Below are 12,772 nucleotides of genomic sequence, written 5' to 3' on the forward strand. Positions count from 1 at the left end.
TGTGCTGGTGGTCGACGACAATCCCGCCAACCGTCTGACCTTGCGCGCCCTGCTGGCGCGGCTGCGAGGTGATGGAAGCCGAATCGGGCGAGGCCACCCTGCTGCTGACGCTGGAGCAGGATTGCCACCTGATCCTGCTCGACGTGCATATGCCCGGCATGGACGGCTTCGAGACGGCGCGCCATCTGCAGATGACGGAACGCACGCGCAATATCCCCATCGTCTTCATCACGGCCGTGTTCATGAGCGATGAGTTCATCGGCCGCGGCTATGCGCTGGGCGCGGTCGACTACCTGGTCAAGCCGCTCGACGACAATCTGCTGCTGAACCGCGTGCGCCAGTACCAGTACCTGCACGAGCGCGAGATGGCGCTGGAACGGCGCACGCGCGACCTGCTGGCGGCCAACAACCAGCTGCAGGAAGCGCTCAACCGCCTGCACCTGGCGCAGGACAAGCTGGTGCAGTCGGAAAAGCTGGCGGCCCTGGGCGCCATCGTGGCCGCCGTGGCGCACGAGTTGAATACCCCGATCGGCAATTGCATGACGGTGGCCTCGGCGCTGGAAGACCAGGTCGGCGATTTCGAAAAAGTGCTGGCGCAGGGACCGGCGCTGAAACGCTCGCAGTTGTCGGACTACCTGTCCAACTGCCACACCGCCCTGCAGCTGATGATGCGCGGCCTGCACCGCGCCGCCGACCTGGTGGCCAATTTCAAGCAGGTGGCGGTGGACCATACCAGCTCGCAGCGGCGCAGCTTCGACCTGCGCGAAACCATCGGCGGCGTGGTCGCGCTGATGAAGACCAGCTTGCGCAAAAGCCCCTACCAGATCGAGCTGGCCATCCCTGAAGGCTTGCATATGGATAGCTATCCGGGGCCGCTGGATCAGATCGTATCGAACCTGATCAACAACTCGGTGCTGCACGGCTTCCAGGGCCGCGACCACGGCCAGATGCGCCTGCAGGCCAGCCTGGAAGGCCCCCATCATGTGCGCCTGCACTACAGCGACGATGGCTGCGGCATGAGCGAGGAAGTGCGCGCCCACGTCTTCGATCCCTTTTTCACCACGCGCCTGGGCAAGGGCGGCAGCGGTCTGGGCATGAATATCTGCTACAACCTGGTGACCGGCCTGCTCGGCGGCAGCATCGAAGCGCGCGCCACGCCCGACGGCGGCAGGGCCTTCCTCATCGTGCTGCCGCTGGTGGCGCCACCGTCTTCATAAAGACACAATCAACGTTGCCCAAAGGAACTTAAATACCGCTACAATAAGCGCTGGTCCCACCTCCCTTTAGCGATGGCAGCGCCCCATGTCCGAAAACAAATCCTCCGAACTCAGCACCTATAGCAAGGACACGCCCGTCGGCCGTCCCGACATCGATGGCCGCGCCGCCGTCTTCGTGCCGACCGCCGACTTCGACCTGGCCAACACCAGCACCATCCGCAAGGGCGCCGGCATTGTCGGCTTCGGCAATCCCGATGGTTCCCTGACCGTGTATTTCGAAGCGAACCGCTTCGATGAAAGCGCGCTGCACAAATGGGAGCACAAGGCGCGCAAGGCGTATGACCGCATGGTGATGGGCGCGCCGACCGTGTCGAAAGCGAAGATGGATGCGCGCCTGCTGGAGCAGGTCGGCTATATCGATGGCGTCGGCATCACGCTGAGGCAGCCGGAACGCCTGCAGGAATGGCTGAGCATCTCGAATGCGCTCGACACCGCGCCCGAAGGCGCCATCGTGGTCTGGCGCAGCAAATAAGCTGGCAATCGCGTAGCTGATCCGACGGGCAATATTCCTACACGCGGACGGACCAGGGGACTATGGGCGCCCGCCCTGGCTCAACCTATCATGCTCCTGACGATGCCACTTGCATGGGAGCCTACAATGTTACGCGAACTTCCTCTCGCCTCAAGCGCGCTGCTGCTCGGTCTGGTAAGCGCGGCGACCTATATGCTGTGTTCGGCCGACGTGCTGAACGACGCCGCCCTGTTCCTGATGCGCTGACCGCTCAGCGGCGGTGGCGGTAGTGACGGTGGCGGTGGCTGCTGAACACGAAGTCCAGGCCGATCGACACGGGCGGATAATAATACGCGGGCGCCGGCGCATACACCGGGGCGTAGACCGGCCGGTACACGGGCGCTTCCACATAGGTGACCACCGGCTGCTCGATTACCGTGCGGTAGACCGGCGCCGCTTCCGTGGTGTACACCACGTTCGGGCCGCTGCGGCCCGGCCCCACATCCTGGACCGAGACGGTATGCCACTCGTAGGGATTGACGGGGGCGCTGCTGTAATACCGCGGACCGGGCGCCGCGCAACCGCTCAGGGCTACGACACCGGCCAAAGCCAATAAAGTTTTCATCGCAATCTACTCCTCTCCCCGTCACTATAAGAAAAATCCGCGCCGGGCGCCGCAGATTTACAGCTTGTTACACCATGCAAGGTTCAGATAAAGGGGATATCGCACTGGTCCAGGGCTTGGCCATGCGCATCGAGGCGGCGCGCGCAGATATCGAAGCGCAAGCCATATTCAAATTCAATACGATAGACCTTGCCATAAGGCAGACTGATGGCCTGCTGCAAACTCTTGCGGTAGCTCAAAGCCCCCACGTCGGCTGGAATCGCCATCGCCGTGTGATGGTTGCGGCGGCGGTCTTGCTGGCGGCGGTGCACATCGACCAGCAAGCCCAGATCCAGGGTGATGCCGCCCGGCAGATAGCCAAAGCGCGTCGTGCTGCGCGAAGCGCTCAGCACGCCCCAATTGCAGTCCGCCTGCGCGCCCAGCGGGCAGTGCTTGATCTGCGCCAGCGGAAACACTTCCTCATGGTTCGCCAGCTCCTCCAGCGGCCAGCTGGTGCGCACACCGTCGCGCTTGCCGCTCAAGGGATTGGTCCAGGTCATGGCATTCACCACGGACACGGTTTGCTTGTCGCGCGCCGGATCGTGCGGGCTGCGCATCAGCGAGCAACCCGACAGCAAAATCGCGGACAAAGGCAGACAAAGCAGATATTTCATCGGAGATTCGATAGTAGCCATAGATACAGAGTACCAGATCGGCAGCAAGGAATCCATTTCCCTTCATGAAGGCCTAAGCTCGCGCAACGCCGCGCAAGCCCCCGCCAACCAATTGCACCCACCAGTTGAGCCCGTGTCCACCTTGGTGCCTGGCACCAAGGTGGACACGGGCTCAACCATGGCAAGGACGCGGGCGAAAAAAAACCGGTTCAGGGAACCGGTTTTTTCGGGGGAGGCAGAGTCAGTCGAGCTTCCAGGCGTAGTCGACCTTGGTCCAGGTCTGGTCGGGCTTGCCGTCCTTGGTGCCGGGCTTGAACTTGCAGGCGCTGATGGCCTTGATCGCGGCCTTGTCCAGGTTCTTGAAGCCGCTCGACTTCTCGATCTTGGAGTCCATCACATCGCCGCCGGCCGAAACCAGGAAGCTCATCGACACCGTGCCCTGCTCCTCATTCATCAGCGATGCTTTGGGATACTCGGCCTTGCAATTCTTGGCATCGAAACTGGCTGGCACTTCCGCTGCGTATGCCAGGGACGCATTTGCCAGCAGCACCACGGCTGCCGCACTCAACCAACGCTTGTTCGAAGACATCTGATTCCCCAATCGTATCTAAGAAAAGATTACAGTGCCCAGACGTAGTCCACTTTGGTCCAGGTTTGCGCCACGGCGCCGTCCTTGGTGCCTGGTTTGAATTTGCAAGCGCTGATGGCTTTCACGGCAGCCTTGTCCAGGTTTTTGAAGCCGCTGGATTTGTCCACTTTGGATTCCACCACGTCGCCGCTGGCCGAGACCAGGAAGGACATGGTCACGGCGCCCTGCTCTTCATTCATCAGCGAGGCTTTGGGATATTCAGCCTTGCAGTTCTTGGAATCGAAGGTGGCAGGAACTTCGCCGGCGAAGGCGGTACCGGAAACCAGGGCTGCTGCGACAAAACCGATCAAACGCTTGTTCATGTTTTTACTTTCCTACGAATGTTGAAATGTTTAGAAACCGTTAAAGACTGCTTGAAAACGTTACGCTCAGAATTCTTCCCACTCGTCGCCGGCGCTGGCCGTGGCGGCGATTTTCTTCGGCTTGGCCGGCGCGGCGGCGACGGCTTTTTTCGGCGCCGGACGCGGTGCTGCCACCGGCTTGGCCACGGTCACCGCGGTCACGGCCGGCAACGAGGCCAGCAGCGCGCGCTCGTCGGCGGGATCGAGCTTGAAGATGCTGACCACGCGCGCCAGTTCGCCGGCCTGGTCTTGCAGGCTTTGCGCGGCGGCGGCCGCTTCTTCCACCAGCGCGGCGTTCTGCTGGGTCATGCTGTCCATCTCGATGATGGACTGGTTGACCTGCTCGATGCCGGCGCTCTGCTCTTGCGAAGCGTTGGCGATCTCGCCCATGATGTCGGTGACGCGGCGCACGGAGGCGACCACTTCATCCATCGTCACGCCGGCCTGGCCCACCAGTTTCGAACCGCGTTCGACTTTCTCCACGGAGTCGCCGATCAGGGCCTTGATTTCTTTCGCGGCGCCAGCGGAGCGCTGGGCCAGGTTGCGCACTTCGGAAGCCACCACGGCGAAGCCGCGGCCTTGTTCGCCGGCGCGCGCCGCTTCCACGGCGGCGTTCAGCGCCAGGATATTGGTCTGGAAGGCGATGCCGTCGATGACGCCGATGATGTCCACGATCTTGTTGGCCGATTCGTTGATCGAGCTCATGGTGTCGACCACTTGCGAGACCACGGCGCCGCCCTTGCGCGCCACGTCGGAGGCATTGGCCGCCAGCTGGTTCGCTTCGCGGGCATTGTCGGCATTCTGTTTCACGGTGGAGGTCAGTTCTTCCATCGCGGAAGCGGTTTTCTCCAGCGAGGACGCCTGCATCTCGGTGCGCGAGGAGAGGTCGATATTGCCGGCGGCGATTTCGCGCGAGGCGGTGCCGATGGTTTCGGTGCCGTTGCGCACCTGGCCGACGATGCCAACCAGGGAGTCGCGCATTTCGCGCATCTCGGACAGCAGGCTGTTCTTGTCGGTGGCATCGGTGTCGATGACGATCGACAGGTCGCCGTTGGCGATGCTGCCGGCGATCGAGGCGGTGTAGTCAGGCTCGCCGCCCAGTTGTTTCAGCAGGCCGCGGGTAATCACATACGCGGCGATCACGCTGATGATCACGGCCAGGGTACCCATCAGGATCATGAAGGTGCGCGCGCTGGAGAAGCCTTCGGCGGCATCCACCTGCACTTGCGCATTCAGCTTGTCTTCCAGGGCGGCCAGCTGGTCCAGCGCTTCCATCCACTTCTTCTGGGCCGGACGGATTTCCTTGATCATCACCTTGGTGGCGTCGACGGCGTTATTGGCCATCCACAGATCGATGGCTTTCTTCACCGCCGGCAGCGTGGCCGCTTCGTGTTCCTTGATCTGGGCCAGCAGGGCTTTTTCTTCCGGCGTCGCTTCGATGGCGAATTGCGCTTCGAGCTTTTTCAGCGCGCCTTCGTATTTGTCGGCCTGGGCCTTGATGCGGTTTACTTCCGGCTCCATATCGGAGGCATCGGACATCAGGGTCAGCACGCGCAGCGAAGTAATGCGGTCAGCGACGTTGTTGCGCATATCGATCACCAGGCGGGTCACTACATTATTGAAGCTGACCACGTGATCGAGACGGTCCTGAATCTGGCCCATGCGCAAAATACCCACCGCCGTCACGGCGACCAGGAACACCAGCACCAGCGCAAATCCGAGACCCAGACGCGTCCCCACCTTCATTTTTGCTAAATTCATTTCGGCTCTTCGTAAAGTGTTTATTACTTATTTAGATTGCCCAGGAATGCAACGTGTGTACGTTGACAACATTCACTGACCCTTGCTGCTACGCAAGTAATGACAGTAGCAAACAATGACTGCGAATGCAAAAATTTGCGGTCTGACGATGCAGGAATCTGTCGTTTTTTCGAAGCGCCGAACGGACCGCGACTCAGCGCGTACACACCGCTGTAAAACTGCTAAATAGTGTGTATATTCTGAAATTATAGAGGCAAATTTTGCCACAGGGCAATCATTTGCTGTAGGGAATTTGCACAACCGTGATTTCTACGTGGAAATACGTATTGCGCTGAAGAATATACTGCGAAGGTGTGGAAAATCAGGCGGCGAGCGGGTGGCGCTGCAGGGCGCGTAACAGCAGCTGCGGGTCGCCGGCGGCCAGCTGGCGCGCGTCGGACAGGGTCTGGCGGAATTGGCGGGCGCCCGGCAAGCCTTGCATCAAGCCCAGCATATGGCGCGTGATGGTGTTCAGCTTCAAACCCTTGCCGCCATCCTTGGCCAGTTGGGCGCTGATATACGGGATCATGGCGCGCAGCACGTCTTCGCGGCTTTTCACCGGCGTATCGGCGCCATAGTAGCGCTGGTCGAAGGTCGCCATCAGATAAGGGTTGTGGTAAGCCTCGCGGCCCAGCATCACGCCATCGACGTGCTGCAGATGCAGGTCGATTTCGGCCTCGGTCTTGATGCCGCCGTTGATGATGATTTCGAAGTCAGGAAAATCGCGTTTCAGGCGGTAGGCGAAGTCGTATTTGAGCGGCGGAATCTCGCGGTTTTCCTTGGGCGAGAGGCCTTTCAGGATGGCGTTGCGCGCATGCACGACGAAGGTGGTGCAGCCGGCGTCGGCCACCGTGCCGACGAAGTCGCGCACGAAGTCATAGGATTCGCTCTGGTCGATGCCGATGCGGTGCTTGACCGTGACGTCGATGGTGACGGCGTCGCGCATGGCTTTCACGCAATCGGCCACCAGTTGCGGTTCGGCCATCAGGCAGGCGCCGAAAGCGCCCTTCTGCACCCGCTCCGACGGGCAGCCGCAATTCAGGTTGATCTCGTCGTAGCCCCATTGCTGGCCCAGTTTGGCGCTGGTGGCCAGGTCGGCCGGATCGCTGCCGCCCAGCTGCAGGGCGACCGGATGCTCTTCCTCGTTGAAACGCAGGTGGCGCTCCACGTCGCCGTAGACCAGGGCGCCGGTCGTCACCATCTCCGTATACAGCCAGGTGTGGCGCGTGATCTGGCGGTGGAAGACGCGGCAATGGCGATCCGTCCAATCCATCATCGGCGCCACGGACAGGCGGCGGCCACGCACAGGAGCGGTCGCGGAAGTGTCGGAGGTAGGCGCAGAAATCGTGGTCATGACGGCAACAGACTAGGCAAGGAAGCGGGGCCGCACATTATACAGGCATCCGGCCTGGCTGCCGCCGGCCATGCGCGCACCGGCCGCCGCGCCGCGAGCGGGCCGCCCGGCCGGCGGCCGGGCGCTCAGGCGCAGCGCTTAAAAAAAGGATGGGGCTGGTGCACGGGAACGTAGAAGCGCAGGCGCTTGCCGCGGTGGTAGGCGCCGCGCAGGCGGTTGGTCACTTCCCACACCTTGGGATAGCTGTCGTTGACTTCGACCAGGGCCCAAGGGCTGTCGGGATCGCCCTCGCGCACGAAGTGCACGCTGACGACGTTGAAGTAGCGCTTCAGCTCCGCCTCGACTTCTTGCTCCTTATCGTCGCCGCGCAGACCGGACAGGATGATTTGCATATGCCTCCTCAGGCAATGATGTTGAGGCCGCCGTCCACGTACACGGTGCTGCCGGTCAGGCGCCGGGCATAGGGCGAGGCGAGGTAGGCGCAGGTGCTGCCCACGTCCATGATATCGACCAGCTCGCCGATCGGGGCGCGCGCCACGGCGTCGCTCAGCAGCAGGTCGAAGTCTTTCAGGCCGGAGGCGGCGCGCGTCTGCAGCGGGCCGGGCGAGATGGCATGCACGCGGATGTCCTGCTGCCCCAGCTCATACGCCAGGTAGCGGCAGGACGCTTCCAGCGCCGCCTTGACCGGCCCCATGACGTTATAGTTGGGCACCACCTTGTCGGCGCCGTGATAGCTCATGGCGAACATGGCGCCGCCCTCCGTCATCAGCGGCGCGGCCAGGCGCGCCATGCGCACGAAGGAGTGGCAGGAAACGTCCATGGCTTGCAGGAAGCCTTCGGCCGAGCAGTGCAGCAGGCCGCCCTGCAAATCCTCTTTCGGCGCGAAGGCGATCGAATGCACCAGGATGTCGAGCCGGTCCCAGCGCTCTGCGATGGCGGCGAAGGCGCTTTCCAGCTGGCCGGGCTGGGACACGTCGAGCGGCAGCAGCAGCGCGGCGCCCAGCTCCCGCGCCAGCGGTTCGACATGCGGCCGCGCCTTCTCGTTCAGATAGGTCAGCGCCACTTCGGCGCCGAGTTCGCGGAACACCTTGGCGCAGCCGTAGGCGATCGAATGCTCGTTGGCGACGCCGACAATCAGGGCGCGCCGCCCTTCGAGGATGCGATGGGGGGCATTCATGCGCGCCCGCCTTTCTGCTGCGCCTTCCGCTGCATCTCCAGCGCGTGGCGGGCGATCATCAATTCCTCGTTGGCCGGCAGCACCCAGACCGGCACCGCGCTGTCCGGCGCGCTGATGCAGGCCTGCCCCGACTCGTTGGCGGCGGCATCGATCCGCACGCCGAGCCAGGCGGCGTCGCGGCAGACGGCGGCGCGCACGCGGGCGCTGTTCTCGCCGATGCCGCCGGTGAACACCAGGGCGTCAAGTCCGCCCAGCGCCGCCGCCAGCGAACCGAGTTCGCGCCCGATGCGGTATACGAACAGGTCGATGGCCAGGCGCGCGCGCGGATCGCTGCTCGCTTCCAGCGTGCGCATATCGGAAGAGATGCCGGACACGCCGAGCAAGCCCGATTGCTGGTACAGCAGGCGTTCGATCTCGCCCTGCTCCATCTTCAATTCGCTTTGCAGGAACAGCACCACGCCCGGATCGACGCTGCCGCAGCGCGTGCCCATGGGCAGGCCATCGACGGCGGTGAAGCCCATGGTGCTGGCCACGCTGCGTCCGGCGTGGATGGCGCACATGCTGGCGCCATTGCCCAGATGGGCCGCCACCACGCGCGCCTTGTCCAGCGAGTGGTCCAGCTCGGGCAGCTGGCTGGCCAGGTATTCATAGGACAGGCCGTGGAAACCGTAGCGGCGTATGCCGAGCGAGGTGATCGAGGGCGGCAGCGCGAAGGCCTGGGCCAGTTCCGGCTGGGCGGTGTGGAAGGCGGTGTCGAAGCAGCCGATCTGCAGCACCTCGGGCGCCATCTCCAGCACGCTGCGCACCGGCGCCAGATTATGCGGCTGGTGCAGCGGCGCCAATGGAATCAACCGCTCCAACTGGGCCAGCACGTCCGCGTCCAGGCGCACCGGGGCCGAGAACAGCGTGCCGCCATGCACGATGCGGTGGCCGATGGCGGCCACGGTGCGGCCATCGAGATGGGTGTGGGCGAAGTCGAACAGGAAGCGCATCGCCGTCTCGTGGCTGATCGCCGCGCCCTGCCAGCGGTGCTCGGCGACGCTGACGCCATCCTCGCCGGTGGCGACGAAGTAGGCGTCGCCGGTGTAGAGTTTTTCGACCTTGCCCTTCATGAGCAGGGCCAGCTCGCCTTCGCGCTCGCCATACAGGGAGAATTTGATGCTGGAGGAACCGGCGTTGACGACGACAATCGTTTCAGCGGCCTGCATCCTCAGCCTCCCAGCACTTTGGCGCCGGACAGCTTGCTGCTGGCGATCAGCGAGGCCACGGCGCAGGAAGCCAGGCGGGCCGCCACGGAATCGGCGCGGCTGGTGAGGATGATGGGCACGCGCGCACCGAGCACGATGCCGGCGGCGTCGGCATCGGCCATGAAGCTCAAGCTCTTGGCCAGCATATTGCCCGCCTCCAGGTCCGGCACCAGCAGCACATTGGCGCGGCCGGCCACCGGCGAGGTCAGGTTCTTCACCGCCGCCGCCTGCAGATTGACGGCGTTGTCCAGCGCCAGCGGGCCATCCAGGCGGCCACCGGTGATCTGGCCGCGCTCGGCCATCTTGCACAGGGCCGCCGCTTCGATGGTCGACGGCATTTTCGGATTCACCGTTTCCACCGCCGCCAGGATGGCGACGCGCACCTCTTCGAAGGCGAGGATGTGCGCCAGGTCGATGGCGTTCTGCACGATGTCGACCTTCTCGGCCAGCGTGGGCGCGATATTCACGGCGGCGTCGGTGATGATGAGCGGCTCGGCATACCCCGGCACGTCCATCACGAAGCAGTGGCTCAGGCGGCGCGCCGTGCGCAAGCCGCCTTCGCTGCGCACCACGGCGCCCATCAGCTCATCGGTGTGCAGGCTGCCCTTCATCAGCGCGGCGGCCTTCCCTTCGCGCACCAGATCGACGGCGCATTCGGCCGAGGCGTGGCTGTGCTGCGTATCGACGATGGGCAGGGACGCGATATTCAGATCGGCTTCCAGCGCGGCCTGGCGGATGCGTTCGGCCGGGCCGACCAGGATCGGCGCGATCAGGCCGAGACGGGCCGCGTCGAGCGCCGATTCCAGCGCGTAGCGGTCGCAGGCATGAGCCACGGCCACGGCGGGCGGCGTGGCGCTGCGGGCGGCGGCGATCAGGCGGTCGTAATGCAGGTGGGCAGTGCGGGGACTTGCACTCATACGTGTTCCTTCACGGTGGCGGCCAGCTCCAGCGGAGCGGAGCCGAACAGGGCTTCGATGCGGGCCATGCGCTGGGCGGCCTCGCCTTCCAGCGCGCCGGCCGCGGTGACGGTGCGGCGTACCGCATCCAGATCGCGGGCGCGTTCGGCGGGGTCGCGCGGCAGCAGCTGCGGCAGGTCGAGCACGGCCAGTTCTTCATTCAATTGCAGGATCATGTGCTGCTCCTGCACCACTTCCTTGAAGCGGTACAGCGACAGGCGCTCGTCGGCCGGCACCTGGTGGCGCAGCTCGCGCAGGATGGCGAAGGCACGCTCGTCGGCCGCGCGCAGTTCCTGGCTGCGGCCGATGTAGAGCATGGCGCGCACCACCGCTTCCAGCGAGCCGCCTTCGGCCATGCGCGTGGCCAGATGCTCGTTGCGCTTGGCGACGGCCGATTCGCGCGCGATGTCACGGCCGATGCGGCGCTTGGCCAGCACGTGGTCGGCGCGCAGGCCGACCAGGGTTTGCAGCAGCGGCTGGCCGTACATATGCACGAAGAAGTTTTCCTCGGCCATGTCGCGCAGGTCGCGGTACATATCGAGCGTGGTGGTGATCTGCGCCGAGATGGTGTCCTGCAGCGCCAGGAAGACATTGTCCTGCGCCACCGGCTTGCGTTCGGCGCGCACCTTCTCGGCCAGCTGGGCCACGCCCTGCATGAAGGGATTCTTGTCCGAGAACAGTTCGTAACGCAGGCGGTAGGGATGCAGCGTGCGCAGCATGTCGGCGCCGGCCTCGCTGGCGAAGGCGCGCACCAGCGGGCTGGCGTAAGTGCGGTACAGGCCCTGGTTGATTTCCGACAAGCGGGCCACGGTGGCGAAGCGGCGCTCGTCGGCTTCGTCGTTGCCGCCCAGCTGGCGCAGGTCTTCCAGCGAGCGGTGTTCGAAGCGCAGCACGTATTTGCCGTCGGCCAGCTCGGGGTTGGCCAGGTTCTCGTCCTTCTCGATGAAGACCGCTTCGTACAGGCCGGGCGGCAGCACATCGATCAAGTCCATCGAGCGGGTGAACTCCTCGTGCTCCTTGTTGGCCACCGAGGCTGAAACGAAGATGCCGAGGTGGCCTATGCTCTGGTGCATGGAGTAGATGATGGTCTGGCCGCCGGTGGCCAGCGCCTCGTCGTCCTCGTACAGATCGAGCACCCAGCCCAGTGCTTGCTGCGGCGGCGTGATGTCGTCGCCCCAGGAGCAGAACACCACGATGGGCGAGGTGATATTGCGCAGGTCGATGCGGCGGCCGGCGCTGTCGTGCATGGCGCCCTGGCTCAAGCGGTTGCCGACGAAGAGATTATCGGTGATGTACTGGATCTCGCCCGCGTTCAGCAGCACCGGCGTGCCCCACCATCTTTCGAATTCCAGGAAGCGCGGTCCCTCGCTATCGATGCGGGAGTAGACATTGTAATTCTTCTTCCACAAGGTGTTGGAAGGGTTCATGTTCTCGAAATTGCTGACCAGGAGGGCGCCGTCGAACAGGCCGTGGCCCAGATCGCCCGAGAGAGAGGTCAGCCAGGTGCCGCCCATGGCGCCACCGAGGTAGCGCAGCGGATTCTTGCCGCGCACCCCGGCCCAGTACGACAGCGGCGCGCCGGCCAGCAGCAGAGGGCCGGTCAGGTCAGGCCGCAGCGCGCTGGTCATCATGATCTGCCAGCCGGCCTGGCAGTTGCCGATCAGGGCCGGCTTGCCGTCGGCGTGGCTGTGCAAGGCGCCCACCTGGGCGATGAAATGCGCCTCGGCGCGGCACACGTCCTCGATGGTCTGGCCCGGCACGGGATTGGGCAGGAAGGTGACGAAGTAGCAGGGGTGGCCCGCCTTCAGGGCGACGCCGATCTCGCTGTCCTGCTTCATGCCGCCGATGCCGGGACCGTGGCCGGCGCGCGGATCGAAGACGATGAAGGGCCGCTTGTTCTCGTCGATCTCCCAGCCCTTGGGCGGGATGATGCGCAACAGACTGTAATTGACGGGGCGTTCCAGCGTGCGGCCATCGATCAGCGGCTCGAAGTCGAAACTCAGGACATGGGGAGCCAGGTCCAGCAGGCGCTCATTGCGCTCGTTGCCGCGCTGGCGCAGCACATCGAGGAAGAGCACCGAGCGCTGCATGGCATCGGTCCAATAGCTTTGCGCCTGCTGCGCGAGGTTGGGCATGGCGCCCAGCCAGGCCGAATACAGGCCCAGGGCTTGCTTCCCGGCGTCGGCCGTTGCGGGCTGGGCGGGAACGGTCATTTCAGTCATGTTTCCTCCATCATGGGCCT

Annotated in this window: 13 protein-coding genes; 2 read left to right on the top strand and 11 right to left on the bottom strand. The window is 64.1% G+C overall.

Translation table 11 applies throughout. The features are described from left to right. Positions 1-71 precede the first annotated feature (71 nt). Positions 72-1,217, top strand: a complete 1,146-nt coding sequence (locus tag FHS03_RS20315; RefSeq protein WP_183442764.1) for a sensor histidine kinase — start codon at positions 72-74, stop codon at positions 1,215-1,217. An 85-nt stretch (positions 1,218-1,302) separates the two neighbouring features. Next, positions 1,303-1,749 carry a hypothetical protein gene (locus tag FHS03_RS20320; protein WP_183442765.1) on the top strand — a complete coding sequence of 149 codons (447 nt, stop codon included), beginning with the start codon at positions 1,303-1,305 and terminating at the stop codon, positions 1,747-1,749. Between the two features lie 250 nt (positions 1,750-1,999). Here FHS03_RS20320 and FHS03_RS20325 read toward each other — a convergent pair whose 3' ends face one another. The 11 genes from FHS03_RS20325 to FHS03_RS20375 all read right to left on the bottom strand — a co-directional run bounded on the left by FHS03_RS20325 (position 2,000) and on the right by FHS03_RS20375 (position 12,752). Beyond that, positions 2,000-2,353 carry a hypothetical protein gene (locus FHS03_RS20325; protein WP_183442766.1) on the bottom strand — a complete coding sequence of 118 codons (354 nt, stop codon included), beginning with the start codon at positions 2,351-2,353 and terminating at the stop codon, positions 2,000-2,002. Positions 2,354-2,436: 83 nt separating this feature from the next. After that, positions 2,437-3,006 carry a hypothetical protein gene (locus tag FHS03_RS20330; protein ID WP_183442767.1) on the bottom strand — a complete coding sequence of 190 codons (570 nt, stop codon included), beginning with the start codon at positions 3,004-3,006 and terminating at the stop codon, positions 2,437-2,439. Between the two features lie 241 nt (positions 3,007-3,247). Continuing rightward, positions 3,248-3,595, bottom strand: coding sequence for an energy transducer TonB (locus FHS03_RS20335; protein ID WP_050409122.1), 348 nt, complete (start codon positions 3,593-3,595; stop codon positions 3,248-3,250). A gap of 29 nt (positions 3,596-3,624) precedes the next feature. Continuing rightward, complete coding sequence (locus tag FHS03_RS20340) at positions 3,625-3,957, bottom strand: energy transducer TonB (protein WP_183442768.1); 333 nt, start codon at positions 3,955-3,957, stop codon at positions 3,625-3,627. A gap of 66 nt (positions 3,958-4,023) precedes the next feature. Beyond that, positions 4,024-5,757 carry a methyl-accepting chemotaxis protein gene (locus FHS03_RS20345; protein ID WP_229426317.1) on the bottom strand — a complete coding sequence of 578 codons (1,734 nt, stop codon included), beginning with the start codon at positions 5,755-5,757 and terminating at the stop codon, positions 4,024-4,026. Between the two features lie 361 nt (positions 5,758-6,118). Then, positions 6,119-7,150 (bottom strand): tRNA dihydrouridine(20/20a) synthase DusA, encoded by a 1,032-nt coding sequence (dusA, locus tag FHS03_RS20350; RefSeq protein ID WP_183442769.1) that lies wholly within the window; start codon positions 7,148-7,150, stop codon positions 6,119-6,121. Positions 7,151-7,275: 125 nt separating this feature from the next. Beyond that, complete coding sequence (locus FHS03_RS20355) at positions 7,276-7,542, bottom strand: RNA-binding protein (protein ID WP_183442770.1); 267 nt, start codon at positions 7,540-7,542, stop codon at positions 7,276-7,278. 8 nt (positions 7,543-7,550) lie between these two features. Continuing rightward, the gene (gene fabI, locus FHS03_RS20360; RefSeq protein ID WP_183442771.1) at positions 7,551-8,327 is read right to left on the bottom strand and encodes an enoyl-ACP reductase FabI; all 777 of its coding nucleotides are present in this window, start codon (positions 8,325-8,327) and stop codon (positions 7,551-7,553) included. Next, a complete protein-coding gene (locus FHS03_RS20365; protein ID WP_183442772.1) occupies positions 8,324-9,535 on the bottom strand; it encodes an acetate/propionate family kinase in 1,212 nt (403 codons plus the stop codon). Before FHS03_RS20365 ends, fabI begins: the two co-directional genes overlap by 4 nt. A 2-nt stretch (positions 9,536-9,537) precedes the next feature. After that, a complete protein-coding gene (locus FHS03_RS20370; protein ID WP_183442773.1) occupies positions 9,538-10,491 on the bottom strand; it encodes a phosphate acetyltransferase in 954 nt (317 codons plus the stop codon). Continuing rightward, entirely contained in the window at positions 10,488-12,752 is a 2,265-nt protein-coding gene (locus FHS03_RS20375; protein WP_229426318.1) for a DUF3141 domain-containing protein, read from the bottom strand. Before FHS03_RS20375 ends, FHS03_RS20370 begins: the two co-directional genes overlap by 4 nt. Positions 12,753-12,772: the final 20 nt, after the last annotated feature.

Source organism: Pseudoduganella violacea (assembly GCF_014191875.1).
In the GTDB taxonomy this organism is placed as follows: Bacteria; Pseudomonadota; Gammaproteobacteria; order Burkholderiales; family Burkholderiaceae_D; genus Rugamonas; species Rugamonas violacea_A.

Coding starts and splice junctions, on each gene's coding strand:
- FHS03_RS20325 (WP_183442766.1), bottom strand. CDS start 2,353: ATGAAAACTTTATTGGCTTTGGCCGGTGTCGTAGCCCTGAGCGGTTGC.
- FHS03_RS20355 (WP_183442770.1), bottom strand. CDS start 7,542: ATGCAAATCATCCTGTCCGGTCTGCGCGGCGACGATAAGGAGCAAGAA.
- dusA (WP_183442769.1), bottom strand. CDS start 7,150: ATGACCACGATTTCTGCGCCTACCTCCGACACTTCCGCGACCGCTCCT.
- FHS03_RS20315 (WP_183442764.1), top strand. CDS start 72: ATGGAAGCCGAATCGGGCGAGGCCACCCTGCTGCTGACGCTGGAGCAG.
- FHS03_RS20335 (WP_050409122.1), bottom strand. CDS start 3,595: ATGTCTTCGAACAAGCGTTGGTTGAGTGCGGCAGCCGTGGTGCTGCTG.
- FHS03_RS20375 (WP_229426318.1), bottom strand. CDS start 12,752: ATGACTGAAATGACCGTTCCCGCCCAGCCCGCAACGGCCGACGCCGGG.
- FHS03_RS20365 (WP_183442772.1), bottom strand. CDS start 9,535: ATGCAGGCCGCTGAAACGATTGTCGTCGTCAACGCCGGTTCCTCCAGC.
- FHS03_RS20370 (WP_183442773.1), bottom strand. CDS start 10,491: ATGAGTGCAAGTCCCCGCACTGCCCACCTGCATTACGACCGCCTGATC.
- FHS03_RS20320 (WP_183442765.1), top strand. CDS start 1,303: ATGTCCGAAAACAAATCCTCCGAACTCAGCACCTATAGCAAGGACACG.
- FHS03_RS20340 (WP_183442768.1), bottom strand. CDS start 3,957: ATGAACAAGCGTTTGATCGGTTTTGTCGCAGCAGCCCTGGTTTCCGGT.
- FHS03_RS20345 (WP_229426317.1), bottom strand. CDS start 5,757: ATGAATTTAGCAAAAATGAAGGTGGGGACGCGTCTGGGTCTCGGATTT.
- fabI (WP_183442771.1), bottom strand. CDS start 8,327: ATGAATGCCCCCCATCGCATCCTCGAAGGGCGGCGCGCCCTGATTGTC.
- FHS03_RS20330 (WP_183442767.1), bottom strand. CDS start 3,006: ATGAAATATCTGCTTTGTCTGCCTTTGTCCGCGATTTTGCTGTCGGGT.